The organism is Spirosoma migulaei (genome assembly GCF_054776855.1).
Window position 1 is genome coordinate 444,729 of sequence record NZ_BAAHBG010000010.1, and the last position, 20,536, is coordinate 465,264.

Sequence of the window (20,536 nt, forward strand, 5' to 3'; positions counted from 1 at the left end):
CTACTCCTCTTCGCTATTATTCAATTTGGCTAACAGATTATAAGCACCCTTAACCACAATTGGGGTTTGTTTTGGATCAATGTCAGCAGGCAGGGTTATCGCTACGTACCCTCCTTCCCGCACGCCGGGCTTCACTTCTACCTGTCGAAACTGATAGGTAGCTGGGTTGGCTTCCTTTTTCTCCAGGATATAAACGTAATTTTTGCCACCGAAATTAACGATCGCTTCTTCGGGTAAGGCGGGCAACGGTTGGGTTTTCACATCGATCTGGGCCGATATGTAGCCACCCGGAATATAATCATCCGAATAGCCATCGGGGTGAGCCAATATCGAAATGGTCCGGTCGGCAGCGATGGCTTTACCGATCAGGAAAATTTGGCCCCGATGCGCTAACGTGGCATCCCCACCCATGCCAAATCGTACAATCTGGCCCACGTGAATCCGACTAATGTCTTTCTCGAAAATACTCAATCGAACGTGCGGGTGGGTGAGATCCGTAATTTGAACCAATACATCGGAGGGATTCAGATACCGGCCATTGTTAACGGGCACATCCGTTACGAAACCCGATACCGGCGAGGGAATGGTGATGGTACGCGTCAGTCGGTCGGGGGTTAGTGTGGCCGGATTGATATGTAGCAAAGCGAGTCGCTGACCTATACCCGCCAGTTGAGCTTGCAGACTCTGCCGGTTGGCGCGAGTTTGCTGAAACACCTTTAGGGCGTTCACATTCTCCCGACTTAATTCCTGTTGCCGGGCAAACTCCAGATCGGCGTATTCCAGCTTGGCTTTTGTGTCCAGATAGTCCTGCTGAAACTGAATGTATTCCGGATTTTCGAGCACAACCAGCGTCTGCCCTTTTCGAATCCGCATACCTGGCTCCAGGTCAATCTTCCGGATATAACCGCCAAAAGGCACCGAGACAGATACCTGATTCTGAGCCGGTACATCGAGTGAACCGTTCACTTTAAGGGTGGTGCTGAGCGTACGGGGCGTAGGTTGGCCGAGTTGAATGGCAGCCACATTGTATTGTGCCTGCGTCAGGGCAACCCGCACCGGATCACCGGGTTTGGGGGCAGAATCCGCCGAAGCAGTAGAATCAGCTGATTTTTCAGACTCTGTACCAGCGTTGGCTTTTTCGGCAGACTGACAAGCCGACAATCCGGCCAGACTACTGATCATCAGCAGCATAAGCTGGGCAAAACGAATCGATGAATGAATGGAAGTCATATGAGGGTACACGGGTAGCTTAGGGATTGCCAGCCAGGTAGTTAATGTATAAAACAGATTGATTGTATTGATTGAGCAGATCGAGGTAGTTCAGGCGAATCGTAAGCGCCTGCTGAATGGCCAGCGAAAATTCGACGTAACCAATATCACCCCCACTGAACGCCTGCCGGGCTTTGGTCTGGATCAGTTGTGCCTGCGCCAGTCCGTTCTGCTCGTAATAGGCCAACGCATCGCGATATTGCCCGTATTGGGTAACGGCCTGAGTAATCTGTTGCTGAAGCGCCAGTTTCTGGCTTTGCAGTTGCGTCTGGGCGAGTTGCTCCCCAACGCGGGCGGCTTCGACCCGTGCCCGCCCGGCTCCGCTCAATAATGGAAACGTCACCCCAATCTGGCCACCGTAAAATCGGTAACCCGGCCCGAAGTACAGCTCCTGCCCATCGATCAACTGGCTCCCGGTGAGGGTTTGGGAGAAAATGCCGACCAGAAAATCGGGTTTGAGTCGCGCCTGTTCCACAGAGCGGGATTCCTGGGCAACGCGGATTTGCTGCTGTAACTGCCGCAGGAGTGGATTTTGTGCAAGTGCCGTACTATCGGTAGGTATCAGCAACGTCAATTTGGGTAGTTCCTGCTCTGGAATACTAACTGGCTCATTACGGTACAGTAGCGTTTGCAAGCGCGTTCGAGTGGCCGTTTGATTGCTTTCGTTTTGTGCCAGCCGTACCCGCTGATCGGCCAGTTGGCTTTCGGCGGTCGCTTTTTCGAGGCTTCCAGTTTCCCCCACCCGATAGCGCAGGTTAGCGGCTTTGACAAACTCAGTCAGAATCGTATCCTGCTGATGGTATAAGCGCGTTTTTTGTTGCAGATACACCAGATCGTAATAAGTTGACTTCACCTGATATTGCACATCATTCTTCGTAACGAGCCCTTCGAGCTGGCGAGCCGAAACTGTTTGATCGTTAAGATCGGCCAATCGACGCATGAGCGTCGGGTTCGGAATGGTCTGCGTAACCGTCAGGTTATTATCAAACCGGCGACTGTTATACTGGCCCAACATTCCTACTACCGATAACCGGCCCGCATCATAGGCAGTCCGACGCAAAGCCTGCTGCTGGCTCACATTCAGCCCGGATAGCTGGATCTGCGCGTTACGGGTAGTGGCCTGTTGCAACGCCTGATCGAGGGTAATGGCCTGCATCGGTGCCATTTGCGACCAGCTGGTTGTCGATACCGCCAGCACGAGTAAGATGATTGTAGCAATGGAAGGTGTTTTCTTTTTTGGTTGTTTATCAGCGGCTTTGGCCTCTCGCTCCAGCGATTTCTTTTCCATCAGCGAATACAGAATTGGTAGAATAATCAGCGTTAGTAAGGTCGCTGTTAACAGCCCGCCGATGACGACCGTGGCCAATGGTTTCTGCACCTCCGCTCCTGCCGAGTTGGAAACCGCCATCGGAATAAAGCCGAATGATGCCACAAGAGCCGTCATGATTACGGGTCGTAGGCGAACCTCCGCCCCTTTCCGAATAATTTCGATCATATCGGTCAGGCCTTCCTCATGCCGAAGTCGGTTGAATTCGGCAATCAGCACGATACCGTTCAGTACCGATACCCCGAAGAGAGCGATAAAGCCAACACCCGCCGAAATGCTGAACGGCATCCCGCGCAGTAGTAGGGCAAATACGCCCCCAATAGCCGCCATCGGAATAGCCATGAAAATCAACAGGCTCTGCCGGACGGAATCGAACGTAAAAAACAACAGTGCAAAAATTAGCGCCAGTGCAATAGGAACGGCAATACTCAGCCGTTGCTTGGCATCGATCAAGTTCTGAAACTGCCCACCATAGGTAACGTAGTAGCCCGCCGGAAACTTAATCTGCTGCTCTACCTTCTGCCGCAGTTCAGTCACGATACTCTCCACGTCTCGCCCACGCACGTTGAAACCCAGCGTAATGCGCCGGTGCGTATCGTCGCGCTGAATCTGGTTAGGTGCCTGCTCCATCGTTACTTTTGCTACTTCCGATAATGGAATCTGCTGGCCCGTTGGTGTGGCAATGTAAACGTTCTGAATATCCTCGATGCTCTGCCGTTTGTCGGCGGCAAGGCGAACCACCAGATCGAAGCGTTTTTCGCCTTCAAAAACCAGCCCGGCCGATTGCCCGGCAAAAGCCGTATTAATTGTGCGGTTTACATCGGCTACATTCAGCCCAAAACGGGCAATCTGATTCCGATCCAGTTTGATCAGAATCTGCGCCAGACCGGCCACCTGCTCCACGTATAAGTCTTTAGCGCCGTCGATCTTCCGGATAATCGTGCCCACCCGACCGGCCAGTTTTTCCAGTTGATTAAGGTCATCGCCATAAATTTTCAGGGCAACATCCTGCCGTGCACCCGTCATAAGTTCATTGAATCGCATCTGCACCGGCTGCTGAAACCCAAAGGTTACGCCCGGAATTACAGATAGAGCCTCGGCCATTTTTCCTGCCAGTTCATCACGGGTTTTAGCGGATGTCCATTGGTCTCTGGGTTTCAGAATCACCATCTGATCGGCGGCTTCGATGGCCATAGGATCGGTTGGAATTTCGCCGGAACCAATTTTGGCGACTACCTGCTCTACTTCGGGAAACTGTTTGAGCAGAATCCGTTCGGCCTTGAGTGTCGCATCGACTGTTTCGGATAACGAGCTACCTGTCAGCGTCCGGGTATCGACGGCAAAATCGCCTTCGTCGAGCTGGGGGATAAATTCGCCCCCCATCCGGCTAAATAGAAATCCCGCCAGTACCAACAGGCCTACGGCACTCAGCAAAATAGGTAATCGGTGCCGCAACGACCACTGCAGGGCCGGTTCGTAAAATCGCTGAATTCGCTTCATCAGCTTATCTGAAATCGTGTTTTTGTGGGCGACTTTTTTGTCCAGCAGCAACGATGAGATCATGGGCACGTAAGTCAGGGACAGAATAAACGCGCCGAGAATCGCAAACGCTACTGTCAGCGCCATCGGCCGGAACATTTTCCCTTCCACGCCCGATAATGCCAGAATAGGCAGGTACACAATCAGAATAATAATTTCTCCAAAAGCGGCCGACGACCGAATCCGGCTGGCAGCTCCGAACACTTCATCATCCATTTGCTCCTGCGTGAGGGTCTGGTCCTTATTGCGCAGGAGAATGTGGTGCAGGGTGGCTTCTACAATAATAACGGCCCCATCGACAATCAGGCCGAAGTCGATAGCGCCAAGGCTCATCAAGTTGCCCGATACGCCAAAGAGATTCATCATTGAAATAGCGAAGAGCAACGCCAGCGGAATAACCGATGCCACCACCACGCCCGCCCGCCAATTTCCCAGCAGTAGTACCAGCACGAAAATGACGATAATGGCCCCTTCCAGCAGGTTGCGTTCAACCGTACCGATTGCGCTGTTGACCATTTTGGTTCGATCCAGAAACGGTATAATCTGGACGCCTTCAGGTAGTGTTTTTCTGATTTCAGCGATCTTGTTTTTTACATCCTTGATCACTTCCGACGAGTTTCCGCCTTTGATCATCATCACAATTGCCCCAACGGTTTCGCCCTGTCCGTTTCGGGTAACGGCCCCATAGCGCACCGCCGACCCCATCCGCACCTGAGCCACATCGCGCACCCGAACGGGCAAGTGCTGGTCATTCAGCCGCACCATGATGTTGGCAATGTCATCGGTGGAGCCAATCAGGCCATCAGAGCGGATAAAGAAAGCATTGGGTTTCTTGTCGATATAGGCACCGCCCGTATTCTGGTTGTTCTGTTGCAGGGCCGTGAACAGATCGTTGATGGTGACGCCCATACTGCGCAGTCGGTCGGGGTCAACCGCAATTTCGTATTGTTTAAGCAAGCCACCGAACCCACTAACATCGGCCACACCGGGCGTACCAAGCAGTCCCCGGCGGATAATCCAGTCCTGAATCGTGCGCAGGTCGGCGAGTGAATACTTGCTTTCGTACCCCTTTTTAGGTACAACGGTGTATTGGAAAATTTCGCCCAGGCCGGTTGTTACGGGGGCCATCGCGGGCGTACCCACCCCCGGTGGAATCTGGGTCGTTACGTTCTGTAGCCGCTCGGCAATCTGCTGCCGTGCCCAGTACACATCCGTGGCATCGCTGAAAACGACCGTTACGATAGACAGGCCAAAGCGCGAAAACGACCTGATTTCAATGAGACCAGGTATGTTCGAAAGCCCCACTTCGACTGGAAACGTTACGAGTCGTTCGATATCTTCGGCCGCCAGCGATGGGCTGCTGGTAATGACCTGCACCTGGTTGTTGGTAATATCAGGCACTGCATCAATCGGCAGTTGCGTAGCCGACCAGCCACCCCAGGCAACCAGTGCCAGCGTCAGAAACCCAATGATGAGTTTGTTATGAATTGAAAAATGGATAATGGCGTTCAGCATAATGACTTCAGAGATAAGTCAACGAAGTATCCCTCCCCAGGGAAGGTTAGAATAGCTTAGTAACTAAGAGAGAATCGTTACGTGGAAGATCGTAACGCTTGCGACAAGATTTTACGTCGTTATCCAATCGGCTTTGAACCGACTGAACGCAACACAGCAACTGGAAAACAGGTAAGTGAACTTATAAAGCCAGAATAGGACAACCGAATGGGCACAATTTGGCCTACAGGTACGCGAGAACTAGCGTCTGGGCGGATTGATCAGCGAAAAAACGGAGAGGAACGAATAGAGATTTGTGTAGCGTGAGAACGCTTTCTGAGAAGCAAGCACTACCGGTATGTACGATGACATACTCAACCGAAGGCCGTTTGAGGTAAAGCCAGTAACCATGTGGCCTACCGACGGCAGGTTGTGATGGCTGTGATTAGGGTGCTTCTGATGCTCTGAGTTTTCGCCATAGTGCATCACCATGAAGTCGGTAAAACTCAAACCAGGGCTCGCTTTTTCATGTTGCTGGTAATGCTGGATCAGTTCGACCAGTTTGGTCGACTGCTCAACGCCAAAGCCAGGCAGCAAACTGCTCCCCAGAATTAGCCCCGCCAGCAAAAACGCAACAATTGATTTCATGAAACTCTTCTCTTTACGTGCTTAACGCAAAGTATTTCTGAAAGTTTATTTGCACGAACAAACAAGGCTAATTTAGAAAGAATCCAGCAGCCAGCGTTTCCATCCGGCGGAGTTGCCTGTGGGGACACCATAGCCATCAGGTTAAGGACTTGATGGGCTGTTGGCGTGGTGTCAGTTTCTTAAAACTGACACCACAACGAGCTTAACCTGACGACTATGGTGTCCCCACAGGCCTAGGAAATAGTCCAGGAAATTTTCACTCACCTTCCCGCGCTGACGCTTTATACACCCCTACTTCAGCCAGTTCCACCGGGCCATTCGCATTTGTGATAAACAAACGTAGCTTCGATGCTTTCACTGCCGGGAAGCGTAGCAGCCGTTTATACCCTACCGTTGTGAATGTTTGGAGCGGTTTCCAGCCCGCACCATCCCAGTACTCCACGCGCCCACTGGCAATGCGCTGACCCGTAGCAATGTTTTCCTGAATTGACATACGATCAAACGATTGCTCACCATTCAGATCAATCGAAAGCGGTTGATTGGCAGCCAGCACCGTGAATGTACCGAGCTGTTTATCAGTCAACTTTGGCTGTTTTGCCACCAGATTCTGCTTAAATGTTTCGTCCAGAATACTCCGAAACTCTTTCAAACTCGCCAGATCTGGCTCTGAAAAAAGGCCCTCACGATTAGGCGGCACATTCAGCAGCAGCAAACTATTTCGCCCCACCGACTGATAATAAAGATTCACCAGATTTTTGCCAGACCGTACTTTCGCATCCTCCGTAGCATGATAAAACCAACCCGGCCGTATCGATACGTCGGTTTCAGCCGGAACCCACTGTTTACCCGTTGCATCGCCCCGGTTCAGGTATTTGGAATCGGCTACGCCCGGAGCCAGGCCGTCGGTATTGATGGTCGACCAGCAGGTTTCGCCCGCGTTACCAGCTTCGTTACCCACCCAACGAACATCGGGTCCAGCATCCGAAAACATGACCGCATTGGGTTGTAATTCTCGAACCAGTGCCCAGTAACCCGCGAAATCATAGGTCATATCCTTGGCGTTTTCACCCTTCGCCCCATCGAACCAAACCTCAGAAACCGGCCCGTAATTAGTCAGTAATTCGCGCAACTGGCTTTTATAGTAATCGTTGTAAGCGGCTGTGCCATAGCGTGGTTCATGACGATCCCAGGGCGACAGATACACGCCGAATTTCAAACCAAACTCACGGCAGGCATCAGCTACCTCACGCACGACATCGCCCTTTCCATTTTTCCATGGGCTATTTTTAACGGAATGCTCAGTTAGTTTGGATGGCCATAAACAGAAACCATCGTGGTGCTTAGCTGTAATAATGGCCATTTTAAAACCTGCATCTTTCAGTGCCTTAATCCACTGTCGGGCATCCAGTTTGGTTGGATTAAAAATAGCTGGACTTTCGGTGCCATCGCCCCATTCTTTATCGGTAAATGTATTGACGGTGAAGTGTAGAAAAGCCGTAGTTTCAAGAGGTTGCCAGGCCAGTTGACGGGGGGTCGGTTTAGCTATTGGCTGGGCTATAAGGCAGGTTGCAGTTAGTAAAATCAGTAATCCTGGGAAGGCAGAATAGCAACGCATAAGGGAATAGGGACTTCAAAAGTGGGTAACTAAGGCATGTTTTCGCTGTTAAAAGTAACTAAAAAGTAGCCTCCCTGTCGGGATTGGGCAAGTGAAAAGCGCAAACGGTGTGGCACCTATGCATCGAAACACCTATTGCAACCTAGTTATCAGCCACCTTCCCGCAACTAAAAGTATCTTCAACAGATTGATTATCAAATCATTAAACATAATATAAAATTTTATTTAGTATACCTCTACAGCAAATGCCAAATGTTAATACGAAAATTAGCTATTCTTATCAGACGAATGTGTATCATTATTGGTCTAAGAGTCAAGCCGTTAAAGACTGCTAAAATATAGTAAACTGATTTTTAGATTATGTTTATATTGCATACCCTTATTGAGAAGCTAATCAACTTATCAACAAGTTAGAGCTATCTGGTTGCTTTACTGGATAATTCCCAGCCAGATACTTGATATTTTTTGCCAGATCTGACAAATGCATCCGGTTTTGATTTATTATCGGCAAATAGTCTTATTATCAATTCTATTTTTACTGACGTTTATTCCTATAAGCGGACTATCAGTATATGGCCAGATTGTTGCCTTACCACAACCTGAGCTTATTACCGGCAAACAAGGTTTACCTCAGGCCTTTGTGCCCGCCATTGTGCAGGATCGTCAGGGTTTTATCTGGATGGCTACTCGTGATGGCCTATGCCGCTATGACGGCAACCATTTTAAAGTGTTTCAGCCAACTACAGATGGTAATCCAGGTATTTCATCATTAAGCCTTTCTGGTTTGAGTCTTGATAAGCGGGGGCGAATATGGGTATTCAGTGAATACAATGACATTGATATTATAGACCCGGTAACGGAAAAATTCATCAATATTTCCAGGCAACCTGTCTTCAAACGACAGTTCGGTCGGGATATCGTCCATGCACATTACTTCGATGGACAGGGCCGTTTATGGCTTAGTTTTATTTCAAACAGGGTTGCCAGTATCGATCCAGATACCTATCACTTACGACACTATACGTATCAGGCTAGCCCAGATTCTTTTTCAGAATTCGGCACTTTCGTTAAAGACAAACAAGGAACTATCTGGATGTCGAATAGAACCGGACTATATCGTTTAGACCCGCGAACGGCCCGTTTCAATCAGTATGTTCTTCCGTATAATGATATAAGAGGGATCAAATTGCGGCCAGATGGTGAGATGTTTATCCTATTAAGCAACTCTATCATGATGTTGGCTCCCCAGTCTGGCCGTATTCGGTCATTTGCATTACCTGTCCATACTAGCCCTACTGGGCAATGGAATCAGGCTTGTATGGTGGTGGCTACTCAGGGCGATGTGTACTTTAATCAATACAACACGCTGTGTCGGTTCAGTGAATCAAAAGGAATAAGCGTACTGGCGACATTGACTGGAGAGTCAGTATTTCGCAGCTTGCTTATCGACCGTTCAGATGTGCTGTGGGCAGGCACCAACAAAACGGGCATTCTTAAATACAATCTCAAACCCAGTATGTTTAAGGCTGTGCCCTACGAGCGCAACTTCTACAATGATCTATTCAAACGGGAATTGGGGATACCTGCTAATCAGGTACCTGCTGGAGCAGCAAACGCATCGCCCTATATTTTCAGGCATACGCTCGATAAGTTCGGGAAACTTTGGTTCAATATGGGCGACAAGCACTTTTATCAGGTTGATCTGAACACAAAGAAAATTACGCCAATTCCCTTCCCTGTTTCTTTACTTGCTCAACATAGCTGGACTTACCCAATTGCGCCGATGGCAACCGATCCTACAGGTCACGTGTGGGTCGTAACAGATTCGGTGGCAACGTGGTACGAAGATGGTGAATGGCGTCGCTTTCAATATCCGATCCGGGCAAAAAAGCGATTGGATGGATTTAAATCAAACGCTCCGTTGCCAACCGGTGTAGATGGGCAGATACTTCATTTCGTAGTTGATAATCAGGCTTTATGGCTGGCAACACGAACACAGGGGCTTTATCGGATAGATCGTCGTACTGGACAGATTCGCTCCTATAAAAATCAGCCCAAGAATCCGGCTTCGCTGAGTAGCAACCAATTATTTTGTGTATTCGATGATCCCCTTGACCAAACCATCTTGTGGGTGGGTACATTCGGCAATGGCCTGTGTCGTTTTGATAAACGAACCGGTACCTGTCGTCGATTTTCTACCAAAACAGGTTTACCCAATAATGTAATCTACTCCGCTATTCCCGACAAACAGGGCTTTTTGTGGATCGGCACCAATCAGGGACTTTGCCGTATGGATCGCCGGTCTTTTCAGACTCGCACTTATACACATGACGATGGGCTTTTGGAAGATGAATTCAATCATTTTCATTTTCTACATCTGCCTGATGACCGTATTCTACTGGGAGGATTGGAAGGAATTACATCTTTTTATCCCAATCAGTTACAGGATGATACCTATCAGCCACGCACACAAATCACCGATATTCAACTCAATAACCAGTCAATTTTACCCGGCCCACTCACCGACTCGCTACCTGTTCAGGCTATAAGCCATCTGGACCTACCCTATAACCAAAATTTTATAACCATTAGGTACGCTGCTTTGCAATACAATCGGCAGGGAAAAACCCGGTATCGTTATCAATTGGTTGGTTTAAATCAGCAATGGGTTGAAAGCAATGAACCTATTGTACAATATACCGATTTGCGGTGGGGACGCTATAGCCTGAAGTTAAATGCATCGAATACATCGGGGATCTGGAGCAAGAATATCCGGGTGCTAACTTTAGTGATTAGCCCGCCTTGGTGGGCTACCTGGTGGGCTATTCTCATCTATCTCGTTGGCCTGTTGGCAGTAGGGTATATATTGGTTCGTTCCTACCTACACCAGCAAGAAGCCAGGCAACTCAAGGAAGTTGATGCCATGAAAGTGCGTTTCTTCACCAATATTGCCCATGAATTCAGAACTCCATTAACCTTAATTTTAGGGCCGGTAGAAACATTGAAGAAACGCTTACATAGTAATGAGGACCAGTATCAACTGAACTTAATCAATACAAATGCAGCTCAAATTCTGGAGTTGGTCAATCAATTAATAGATCTGTCGAAAGCAGAAACCAATGTACTTCGGCTAAATGAAAGCTTGGGAGACCTGAAGACATTTATCAAAAAACTAGTATACTCATTTGATTACCAGGCAAAAACAAAAAACATCCAATTAATTTTTCAGGCAGGCACTCTGCATACGCAGTATTGGTTCGACTCAGAAAAACTGGCAAAGATTATAACTAATCTGATCGTTCATGCGCTGAAATTTTCACCCATAGGCGGAAAAGTCAATGTCGGTTTAAATGTCTCCGCTCCTGAATCCAATAAATCAACTGGTAAACATCCTGCTCACAGTTCCTGGATACAGATAACCGTTTCTGACAATGGTGCTGGCATTAGGCCAGAGGAACTCCCTCGCATCTTCGACCGGTTTTATCAGGGAGAAAATAGTCAACCCATTGAACAGGAAAGTCCAGGAATCAGGTTAGCCTTAGTTAAAGAACTGGTAGAAATTCAATCAGGAACAATTCTGGTGACCAGCAAGGCAGGTCTAGGAACCACTTTTACCATTTATTTACCCTATCGCCCAGCTACTAGCGTTTCAGCCCCTCACTCAGGCATAGCTATCGAACCGGCAACTATACCCGTGGTTAGCCAGAACGAAAACCGATCTGACAAAACCTCGTTGATATTACTTGTTGAAGATAACGAAATTTTACGTGAGTTTATCTTCGAAAATTTATCGGATTTGTATACAGTCCATCAAGCTAAGAACGGATCTGAAGGCTGGCACCAAGCCATCAACCTGATTCCAGACTTAGTGATCAGTGATGTTATGATGCCTGTTATGGATGGTTATACACTTTGCCAAAAGTTAAAAGAAGATCTACGTACCAGCCATATCCCGGTTGTTTTATTGACAGCCAGAGCATCTGTCGATGACCGACTGGAAGGCCTATCATTAGGAGCCGACGATTATATTGCCAAGCCATTCCATATTCAGGAACTTCAATTACGGATACGCAATCTGTTGGAGCAGCGTCGTCAATTGCAACAATGGGTATTGGCCAGTATCACGAGTGCCGACCCTCCAGTCCATACCCCTGTTCCTACGGATCCACTCATTGAAAAATTGTGTCAGATAGTAGAAGACCATCTTGACGAAGCAACGTTCGGTGCCGAAGAACTCACGGTAGCCAGTGGCATGAGTCGAATGAATTTACACCGGAAGTTGAGAGCACTGGCCGATACATCAACAGGCGAATTCATCCGTAATTATCGATTAAAACGAGCGGCCCAGTTTCTACGCCAAGGCCATTCTGTATCCGAAACAGCTTATCTGGTCGGCTTCGAAGATCCCTCTTATTTTGCCCGTTCTTTCCGGAAAGTGTATCAAATGCCCCCCTCTACCTTTTCCCGAAACAATTAGCCATCAACCACTTTTATGTATACTTATAGAATACAATAATATACATAGTAGGTAAAAATCAGTTACTTGGGATGTAAGTACCGGTTTTTGATACAAAACTACCCGCATTTGTTAAATAGGTAAGTGACCTTTGAGTGTTCATTATATCTTTATTGACAATCCTAAATTAACAAATCTAACTTATGCATTAAAGTCCTTTTTCAGTACCCGCAGTGCGTTTACCATCTACCGTAACTTAAAAGCAAATGAGCAAATCGACTACCAGCGAGCTGATGCTCTCTTGCGCTACTTAAAACCATCCACTACATCATGGAAAAAGCTTATTCAGCTGACAACAAAGTCACTACTTTTTGTCAGAGCACAAAGGACAAAAACAGTTTCGAAGCCATTTACAATCGCTATGTTGGTAAAGTTTACCAGAAATGTCTTTCAATGACTAAAGATCCTGAAACATCTAAAGATTTTACCCAGGATATTTTTATCAAAGTATTTGTCAAGTTAAAGACCTTCCAAAATCGCTCATCATTTTCTACCTGGCTTTACTCCGTTGCGCATAATCACTGTCTCGACCAACTTAGGCTGCGCAAACGGATGCAAGTAGAGCTACTCTCCGATTCAACAATAAATTCAGTAGCAGAATCAGATCAGTCTACCGCAAGTCAATGGCATATTATGGAGTGTATGATGAATGATTTACCAGCTCAGGAAGTAACACTGTTACGGCTCAAATATGAGCAGGGCTTATCGATTAAAGCAATTAGTGAGCAGTTTCACTTGTCGGAAAGCGCTATTAAGATGAGATTATTACGAACTCGTGATAAGCTTCAGACTATGTGTACCACTGTGTATGATAACTAATCAAATTATTTGTTCCAGCATCTGGATATAGCCCGTTATACCCTCAGCTATCTCTTTGCTATAAATAAACTCGTCTGCCGAGTGCGACCGGGCCGAATGGCCCGGTCCGCATTTGAGCGACGGGCAGTTCAGTACAGCCTGATCTGAGGTTGTGGGGGAGCCATATGTATAACGGCCCAGTGCCAGACCAGCCTGCACAATTGGATGATTGATTGGAATAGAGGATGGTTTGAGCCGAATGGATCGGGGCTTTACCGTGGCGTTGATATTTGCCTGGATCGTATCAATGACTTCTTCGAGCGTGTACTGTTCCGTGACCCGCACATCGATTGTGAATGTACAGGTATCTGGCACAACGTTATGTTGAGTACCTGCATTAATAATGGTTACGGAAAGTTTTATGGGACCAAGGGTTGGCGACACCTTTGGGAATTGATACGTTGTAAGCCAGTTTATATCCCGAATAGCCTTGTAAATGGCATTATCGCCCTCATCGCGGGCGGCATGGCCACTCACACCATGGGCCGTACAGTCAAGTACAAGTAATCCTTTTTCGGCAATGGCCAACTGCATTTCGGTAGGTTCGCCTACAATAGCAAAACTAAGGGGTGGCAATTCGGGTAAAAGCAGCTCCAGCCCATCGCGACCCGAAATTTCTTCTTCGGCAGTAGCTGCCATAACCATATTATAGGCCATGTTGGGCCGGTCGTAGAAATAGGCAAATGTGGCTAGTAACGACACCAGACAGCCCCCTGCATCATTACTACCCAGTCCGTACAATTTATCGTCACGCTCAAGAGGCTCAAACGGATCAAGTGTCCAGGACGGATTTGGCTTAACGGTGTCATGATGCGAATTCAGCAACAGTGTTGGTTTAGACGAATCGAAGTGCTTATTCTGTGCCCAGACATTATTTTTAAGCCGCTTAAACGGAATTTGCTTTTTCTGAAAAAACGATTCGATTTGCGTTGCGGTTTGCTCTTCCTGCCGACTGAATGATGGTATCGAAATCAGGCGTTTTAGCAACGCAAATGCATCAGTAGTAAGGGCGATTTGCGTTGATTGTTCGTCTAGTTGAGACATAAATAAAGCGTTGGCCGCTCAAAGATACAGCCAACGCGCCAAAGTCTTTACTTATTCGGCTTTCAGGCTAACTCACTATCCTTCATAAAACGATACTCCTTTTTCCCGTAAAAAGGCTTTAATTACATCGACATGAACACACTTTCCAACGTTCAGAAAAGGATAATTCGAAACTCGCCTTTTACGACCATTTACGAGTACTTCATGATCCTCAATATCAAAGCCAAGATGTAAATGACTCGTGGCCGATTGCATTCCGTAAATAAGTCCATTACTATCGAACAGGGGGCCGCCACTTTGGCCCCGCAACCCAGGGGTACTCATTTCAATACCCGTAACGCCAGTTGCATCACCCGATAAACGAGTTACAATCCCATCAATTGGAAACGATGGTGAACTAGTGCGTCCTACAGTATTCCATTCAATATCGTCGATCGAAGGATTATAGCGAAAATTAGTAAACTCGGGAAAGGGATACCCTAAACGGCATAAACTACGACCCGGCTTGATGCGGGTTGTATCGCCCAGGAACGTAGCATGCGATCGGTAGAGTAGACGGCTATAGCCTTCAAATCGTAGCAAAGCCAAATCCTGAGTCGGGTGACGTTCGATATGTAATTGCTGAAATTGGTCAACGCATCCAACAAAATTATTCCGTATCCGAATAATGGTGTCAATTCCTAATTTAAACTTCGTTTCCAATTGGCTTACCAGATAAGCCGCATTTTTTTCCTTCAGCACATTTCGGCGTGCCCCCTGAAATTCCTGATAATTACGATAAATGGTGTCAGCCTGGGCAACGAGGTCAGCAACGTGTTTACAGGTAATGGCATAGCCTTCCTGATTCACAAAAAATAGAGTGGCAGTTCCAGGCACAATTCCATCATGCCCGTAGAGTCTGACAATCGAATGTAAAGGTCTGGTAAACAAATCAACGCGTTCAATGGCGTCAACAAACATAAAACGTCGGCAGGTTAGTGAGGTAAGTAAGGCTGCAAGTTAACCAATCTCAACACACTTACCGATTAACCTTAGATGAATCACGGATACCAAGTGGACCGGGTGCCGTTGAATCAGCCGCTTGCCCATGAGCTTCCCGAACGCTTTCTTTTGTTGCAGCCGACGTATCTTCTACGGAATTTGGTTCAACTCGGGCGGTCGAGTCGGTACTAATGCCATCAACCCCATTCTGGTTTTCGCTGCACTTCTGCACAAGCAGGGCAAATACCAGTACAGCTATGGCAATCATAGCCCAACGAAGCCAGCGTACATTTTCATGGCGACGATCTCCTTCTGCGCTTTTTGGAATATTGGGATTAATAACGTTCCCGCTGAGGTTATCGGTGGCCTGTACTTCGGTCAGCGGGCCAGTGGGCGTTACAAGATCATTGAAACCTAATAAACTCGCCACGCCATCCAGCCCACTAGGCAATGCCTGCCTAAACTCTGTTGCCTGACCCAATAGCAAGGTTTTTAAACTTTCGGCCGTTAACCCGTTTTCCTGTTCCTGGCGGCCCAAAACACCCATCAAGACAGACCCAACCTGTATTAGGATTGCCTGTACCGATTGTGGCTTTGCACCGCTATACAAGCCAATGAGCTCGAGAACCCGGGTAAGTTTATCGCCAAAAATATGATCCAGGAAATCACGGCCAGCAGTAATTGTTTCGCTAGTAACCGAGTGCTCACCTATCGACTGGCTCACATCTAAAGGCGTTGCACCGTAGTTTTCTTTATCTAAAAACGAAATAAGTGATGAGGCTCCGCCTGAATTCTGGATATGACGTGTAAGTCCTCCCAGTAGAGTCGGTAGCGAGCCGTTAATGGCTTTTAAAGTAGTAGCCGATGATTCGTTTAGATCGCTGCTAAGTTGGTCAACTACAGCAGGGGTGAACTGTTCTTTCAGGTATGATAATAAATGAGCGGCCATGAGTTTTTCATTGAGTTGAGATCAATAAAACCGTCCTTGTGCCTGAATGTTCGTTTTAATATTATTCTCTCTCGGGTTATAAAGGAATAGGTCTATAGATACATAAAGTTGGTGAGATATGCCAGCCAACTTTATGTATCTATAGACCTATTCCTTTATCCTTTCTTGTTCGAAACTACAGCTGCGGAATCCGTAATACCTGATCAGGATAGATCAAATCGGGATCTTTCAGCATAGGCTTATTGGCTTCAAAAATAACGCCATATTTCATGGGGTCACCATATACCTCTTTAGCAATTTTCGATAGCGAATCACCCGATTTTACGGTATAATATTTACCTTCTGGTGTTGGTTCATCAACAACCAATTGGTTATCTACGGCTGATACACCTTCAACATTACCTACAGCCAGAGCAATTTTCTCAGAATCTTCCTGCGACTTTACCGAACCTGATATGGTAACAGTATCTCCTTTTGTTTTAACAGTCAAACTATTGTAGGCAAGCCCCAGTTGTTTCACATGGTCAAGTAACGCCTGTGCCCGAACGGGTTCAACTTTCTCAGCTTCTGCTGGTTGGGGAGCTACCTCGTCTTTGTGAAAAATCTTTTCGCCTACTCCCTTAAAAAATGATAAAAGACCCATTGGCTTAGTATAGTTTTAATGAAACATGTAATAATGGCTGGCAATAACGCCAACTCATATGTGACAAACAACAGATTGCGTTCAAGCTTTGTTTAATTCCTTCCGGCTTTCTGGTATGGATTTGACGATTAATTGGCCGCCGGGTAACAGAAAGACCTTACTTTTGCGTTCTTTTTTTACAATTTTATCTTTCTTTCAACCAACCTATACATTCGAATGCAAGTCAAGAATAGGTTTCGGTGGGGATTCGCGCTGACCATATTGGTTGGGCTGAATGCCTGCACGAACAATGACATTGATCCCAATGCGGGTACCACTACCGTTGTGCCAACCAAAGGCAGTGCCGACTTTACAAAATACGTGGCAGTGGGCAACTCCCTAACGGCTGGGTATGCCGACGGCGGTCTTTACCGAGACAGCCAGCTTAACTCGTATCCCAGTATTCTGGCAGGCCAGTTCACCACCGTTGGTGGCGGTAGCTTTGTGCAACCTTTATTTACCGAAACACAGGCGGCTGGTGCGGGTTATCTCAAGCTTATCCGCGTACCCTCGCTCGCTGATCCTACCAGCCTGATTACGTCTATTGCACAAGTAGCTCCAGGGGCCGCCCGAGGAGGAACTACAGCCAGCGGTTCACCCTTATTAACCAAATTTACAGATGCCAATCAGAATTTAGGCGTTCCCGGCATTCGGGTATCCGATATATTAACAGTAGGGTATGGCTCCACTCAGGGAAATCAATACTTCGAACGGTTAGTGGCTAACCCAGCCACAACCTACTTTCAGTACATGAGTGATAACCTGAATGGAGCGACATTCTTCTCGTGCTGGTTAGGGAACAACGATGCACTTGGTTATGCCACAAATGGAGGAACAGTACCACTTACACCTATTGAGCTGTTCACGACAAACTTTACGGCGGCAATGAACAAACTGACAGAAGGCGGTCGCAAAGGCGTTGTCATTGGCATTCCCAATATCACAACAACGCCATACTTCGCAACACTAACTGTACCGCTGGCTGTAGCCCAAATCAACTTAGCGCTTAACAATCCTACGCCCGCAATAACCGCCCTGGTTATTCAAACAGCGCAGGGAGTACGCGCTACGAAGACAGGAGATTTACTTATGATTCCGAATGCGCTGGAATATGCTAAAATTGGCAGTACCGCAGTTGGAACGAAGGCGGGGCCTTATGGATTAAGCGCAACAAATCCATTGCCAACCCAGTATGTGTTGGATGCCGATGAAGTAACTGCGTTGAATGCTGCTATTACAGCTTATGATGGGGTTATGAAAGCACAGGCCGATGCCAAAGGGGTAGCTTATGTTGATCCGAATACGGTTTTAAATCAGGCAGCCACAGCGGGGGGGATTTCTCAGGGTGGCATTACCTATACATCCAGCTTTATTCAGGGGGGTGTATTCAGCCTCGATGGTATTCATCTAACTCCTGCTGGTTACGCACTGATGGCCAACGAAATCATTAAAGGAATCAATGCAAAATATAGTGCGACCATTCCGCAGGTTAATCCTGCTAACTATCGTCGTGTTTTGCTGCAACAATAAACTCATTTATGAAACTTAGTCAACTTTCATTTGCCGTGCTACTCCTGGTGAGTACGTCGGCAGCTATAGCTCAGAATACGATCCGAACTGTTGAATTTGGTATTAAAGGCGGTGGCACATTTACCCATGGCTATACGACCATTCCAGGCCAGGCAGTAGGCAGCGTTCAGGTTCCCAACCTGGAAAATAAAAACAATGGAATTGGGTATGGATACTCAGGCGGTTTGTGGGCACGGAAAAACTTCAGCAACTTTTTTATTCAGGCAGAAGTCACTTATAATCGCTTTGTTCTGAATCAGGTAGGCATTATTACGGTCGATGTCAATGCGAATGCAGCTCTAGCCAATGCCTTACCCGTTAGTGTACAGCCGGGTATACTAAATGCCACGCTAAATGTTGTTTCGGAGTCTGTCTTGGAGGCTGTTGATGTCCCCGTTCTGTTTGGGAAACGCTGGATGGGTGGAAAACTTCGTGGGTATGCTGGCCCAAACTTCATTTTTATTCAGAAAGCCGAAGCTACCCGTACTACTTCAGGTGTACTGAACGCTAATTCCAGCGTTGCTTTTCCAAAAACGGATATTCCGGCTACTACGGGCAAGACCAACTTGCTGAACAAGTATGAAGCGCAAAATTTAGAAGTTAAAGATTTCACCTATGCGCTGGAAGTGGGAGTAGGCTATACACCGGTTCCCTTTTTAGATGTTGATCTACGCTATGCGGCTCCCGTTGGTGGTGTTTATAAAGACACGGGCATCAAAGGTTTTCTTGGTATTGCTACCCTTTCACTTGGTTTTAAAGTGTTTTAAGGAATCGTTAATGAGTCGTTAGCTAACAGGCGCTAGTACTATTGTCTGTTAGCTAACGACTTTTATTATTCTGCCGCAAGCGTAAATCCTGCTCCAGCTGGCTTAAGCCGGTAGCGCACCATCTGGAAGCCCCCTGAAGGTTCCGCATTGGCATCGCCAGATCGATAAATCGGGTATTTGCGGCAGAATATATCTCGTTCCACCCATAGGCTATCATGACCCATATAGCCTTCCGGAAGGGTCACACGCCAGTTCGGTACTGTAATATCAGCTTTTCGTTCTGGCAGAAACTGCCAGGCATGTACATGACCAAATGAACCACTGCCATCGCTGGTGCTGTACACATATAATTCAGGAAAGCGATTGTTATCTAAGTCGGCCACTTCAGCGCCTACAACAGCGCCATCAATTCGAACACGAAAATTGGTCAGAAGCAACTCACCTCGGTAGGCTTTAACAATCACCTCGCGTACGCGTCCAGTGTCAGCAGCCAGTACACTAAAGCTATACACATTGAATCGCAACGCCTTTGAATAGTGTGGAGCTACTTGTCCAGAACCCCATGGTAATTTGGTGCGTAATTGTTGAGCTATCCGGTTATGTATATCCGTGGACTGTCGGCTCCCCTTAGCCAAGCGTGGCTCGACTAACTGGAGGTACCCGAGCATGCCCATGACCAAACAATACACCTTTGTACTCATTGACTCCGCTTACTTTGTATGTCAATACCTAACGACACGGAATCAAAAAAAGTTGATTCAACTACGGCTCCAGGAAGGTTTCGCCAATTGACGTAAGTTTGAGCAACGTAGGCAACACTTTATTTCCTTTAACTGTCAGACTATATTCAACCCGGGGCGGTACCTCATTATAGGATTTCTTTTCTATAACACCTAAGTTAACCAATGCTTTAAGCTCTTGAATTAAAACTTTTTCACTTACTTCAGGGATCATGCGTCTTAATTCACCATACCGCCGAGCTTCAGTACCTAGTTGATAAATAATGTATAATCGCCACTTTCCACAAATAATATCTAAGGTTTTTTTAAGGGCTAATTGCGTAGCATCGGTGTTTTTTTGACTAGTCAATTGTTTATTCATGAGGAGGTTTTTCACTAACCTTTTGGTAGGTAACACATTGATTAAAAGGCACTTGCAACAATATGAGCAAATATAGATATTTGTGATTAATCTATAACACAAACTATTTTCACGAACCAAACAAATAAAAAAAATCAGCGTAACTATCTGCTAATCAATCCCAAAAAAAACGTATTC

14 protein-coding genes are annotated in these 20,536 nt (G+C 46.9%); 4 read left to right on the forward strand and 10 right to left on the reverse strand.

Annotation, left to right across the window (positions count from 1 at the left end):
* The 4 genes from ACYVGO_RS12430 to ACYVGO_RS12445 form a co-directional block, all read right to left on the reverse strand.
* The gene (locus ACYVGO_RS12430; protein ID WP_460969544.1) at positions 1-1,230 is read right to left on the reverse strand and encodes an efflux RND transporter periplasmic adaptor subunit; all 1,230 of its coding nucleotides are present in this window, start codon (positions 1,228-1,230) and stop codon (positions 1-3) included.
* Between the two features lie 19 nt (positions 1,231-1,249).
* Entirely contained in the window at positions 1,250-5,650 is a 4,401-nt protein-coding gene (locus ACYVGO_RS12435) for a CusA/CzcA family heavy metal efflux RND transporter (protein ID WP_460969545.1), read from the reverse strand.
* 240 nt (positions 5,651-5,890) lie between these two features.
* Positions 5,891-6,277, reverse strand: a complete 387-nt coding sequence (locus ACYVGO_RS12440; RefSeq protein ID WP_142771255.1) for a hypothetical protein — start codon at positions 6,275-6,277, stop codon at positions 5,891-5,893.
* 256 nt (positions 6,278-6,533) lie between these two features.
* Positions 6,534-7,892, reverse strand: coding sequence for an alpha-L-fucosidase (locus ACYVGO_RS12445; protein WP_460969546.1), 1,359 nt, complete (start codon positions 7,890-7,892; stop codon positions 6,534-6,536).
* Between the two features lie 481 nt (positions 7,893-8,373).
* Between ACYVGO_RS12445 and ACYVGO_RS12450 the strand changes: the two genes are divergently transcribed.
* Positions 8,374-12,369, forward strand: a complete 3,996-nt coding sequence (locus ACYVGO_RS12450; protein ID WP_460969547.1) for a hybrid sensor histidine kinase/response regulator transcription factor — start codon at positions 8,374-8,376, stop codon at positions 12,367-12,369.
* A 309-nt stretch (positions 12,370-12,678) separates the two neighbouring features.
* Positions 12,679-13,227 carry an RNA polymerase sigma factor gene (locus ACYVGO_RS12455; RefSeq protein WP_142771252.1) on the forward strand — a complete coding sequence of 183 codons (549 nt, stop codon included), beginning with the start codon at positions 12,679-12,681 and terminating at the stop codon, positions 13,225-13,227.
* Here ACYVGO_RS12455 and ACYVGO_RS12460 read toward each other — a convergent pair whose 3' ends face one another.
* The 4 genes from ACYVGO_RS12460 to lysM form a co-directional block, all read right to left on the reverse strand.
* Positions 13,228-14,310 (reverse strand): M20 family metallo-hydrolase, encoded by a 1,083-nt coding sequence (locus ACYVGO_RS12460; RefSeq protein ID WP_460969548.1) that lies wholly within the window; start codon positions 14,308-14,310, stop codon positions 13,228-13,230.
* A 75-nt stretch (positions 14,311-14,385) separates the two neighbouring features.
* Positions 14,386-15,270, reverse strand: a complete 885-nt coding sequence (locus ACYVGO_RS12465; protein ID WP_142771250.1) for a S1 family peptidase — start codon at positions 15,268-15,270, stop codon at positions 14,386-14,388.
* 58 nt (positions 15,271-15,328) lie between these two features.
* The gene (locus tag ACYVGO_RS12470; protein ID WP_460969549.1) at positions 15,329-16,240 is read right to left on the reverse strand and encodes a DUF937 domain-containing protein; all 912 of its coding nucleotides are present in this window, start codon (positions 16,238-16,240) and stop codon (positions 15,329-15,331) included.
* Positions 16,241-16,415: 175 nt separating this feature from the next.
* Positions 16,416-16,883: a peptidoglycan-binding protein LysM gene (lysM, locus tag ACYVGO_RS12475; RefSeq protein ID WP_142771248.1), complete on the reverse strand. Its 468-nt coding sequence runs from the start codon at positions 16,881-16,883 to the stop codon at positions 16,416-16,418.
* Positions 16,884-17,099: 216 nt separating this feature from the next.
* Here lysM and ACYVGO_RS12480 point away from each other — a divergent pair, with 216 nt between their 5' ends.
* Complete coding sequence (locus ACYVGO_RS12480; protein WP_460969550.1) at positions 17,100-18,452, forward strand: SGNH/GDSL hydrolase family protein; 1,353 nt, start codon at positions 17,100-17,102, stop codon at positions 18,450-18,452.
* 8 nt (positions 18,453-18,460) lie between these two features.
* On the forward strand, positions 18,461-19,258 hold the full coding sequence (locus ACYVGO_RS12485; RefSeq protein WP_142771246.1) for an outer membrane beta-barrel protein: 798 nt from the start codon (positions 18,461-18,463) through the stop codon (positions 19,256-19,258).
* A gap of 65 nt (positions 19,259-19,323) precedes the next feature.
* On the opposite strand, the gene ACYVGO_RS12490 is transcribed toward ACYVGO_RS12485, so the two are convergent.
* The gene (locus ACYVGO_RS12490) at positions 19,324-19,959 is read right to left on the reverse strand and encodes a hypothetical protein (protein WP_460969551.1); all 636 of its coding nucleotides are present in this window, start codon (positions 19,957-19,959) and stop codon (positions 19,324-19,326) included.
* Between the two features lie 61 nt (positions 19,960-20,020).
* The gene (locus ACYVGO_RS12495) at positions 20,021-20,359 is read right to left on the reverse strand and encodes a winged helix-turn-helix transcriptional regulator (protein WP_142771244.1); all 339 of its coding nucleotides are present in this window, start codon (positions 20,357-20,359) and stop codon (positions 20,021-20,023) included.
* Positions 20,360-20,536: the final 177 nt, after the last annotated feature.

Bases quoted from the DNA above. Each gene is read 5' to 3' on its own strand.
- ACYVGO_RS12430 (WP_460969544.1), bottom strand. From the start codon at position 1,230: ATGACTTCCATTCATTCATCGATTCGTTTTGCCCAGCTTATGCTGCTG.
- ACYVGO_RS12435 (WP_460969545.1), bottom strand. From the start codon at position 5,650: ATGCTGAACGCCATTATCCATTTTTCAATTCATAACAAACTCATCATT.
- ACYVGO_RS12440 (WP_142771255.1), bottom strand. From the start codon at position 6,277: ATGAAATCAATTGTTGCGTTTTTGCTGGCGGGGCTAATTCTGGGGAGC.
- ACYVGO_RS12445 (WP_460969546.1), bottom strand. From the start codon at position 7,892: ATGCGTTGCTATTCTGCCTTCCCAGGATTACTGATTTTACTAACTGCA.
- ACYVGO_RS12450 (WP_460969547.1), top strand. From the start codon at position 8,374: ATGCATCCGGTTTTGATTTATTATCGGCAAATAGTCTTATTATCAATT.
- ACYVGO_RS12455 (WP_142771252.1), top strand. From the start codon at position 12,679: ATGGAAAAAGCTTATTCAGCTGACAACAAAGTCACTACTTTTTGTCAG.
- ACYVGO_RS12460 (WP_460969548.1), bottom strand. From the start codon at position 14,310: ATGTCTCAACTAGACGAACAATCAACGCAAATCGCCCTTACTACTGAT.
- ACYVGO_RS12465 (WP_142771250.1), bottom strand. From the start codon at position 15,270: ATGTTTGTTGACGCCATTGAACGCGTTGATTTGTTTACCAGACCTTTA.
- ACYVGO_RS12470 (WP_460969549.1), bottom strand. From the start codon at position 16,240: ATGGCCGCTCATTTATTATCATACCTGAAAGAACAGTTCACCCCTGCT.
- lysM (WP_142771248.1), bottom strand. From the start codon at position 16,883: ATGGGTCTTTTATCATTTTTTAAGGGAGTAGGCGAAAAGATTTTTCAC.
- ACYVGO_RS12480 (WP_460969550.1), top strand. From the start codon at position 17,100: ATGCAAGTCAAGAATAGGTTTCGGTGGGGATTCGCGCTGACCATATTG.
- ACYVGO_RS12485 (WP_142771246.1), top strand. From the start codon at position 18,461: ATGAAACTTAGTCAACTTTCATTTGCCGTGCTACTCCTGGTGAGTACG.
- ACYVGO_RS12490 (WP_460969551.1), bottom strand. From the start codon at position 19,959: ATGAGTACAAAGGTGTATTGTTTGGTCATGGGCATGCTCGGGTACCTC.
- ACYVGO_RS12495 (WP_142771244.1), bottom strand. From the start codon at position 20,359: ATGAATAAACAATTGACTAGTCAAAAAAACACCGATGCTACGCAATTA.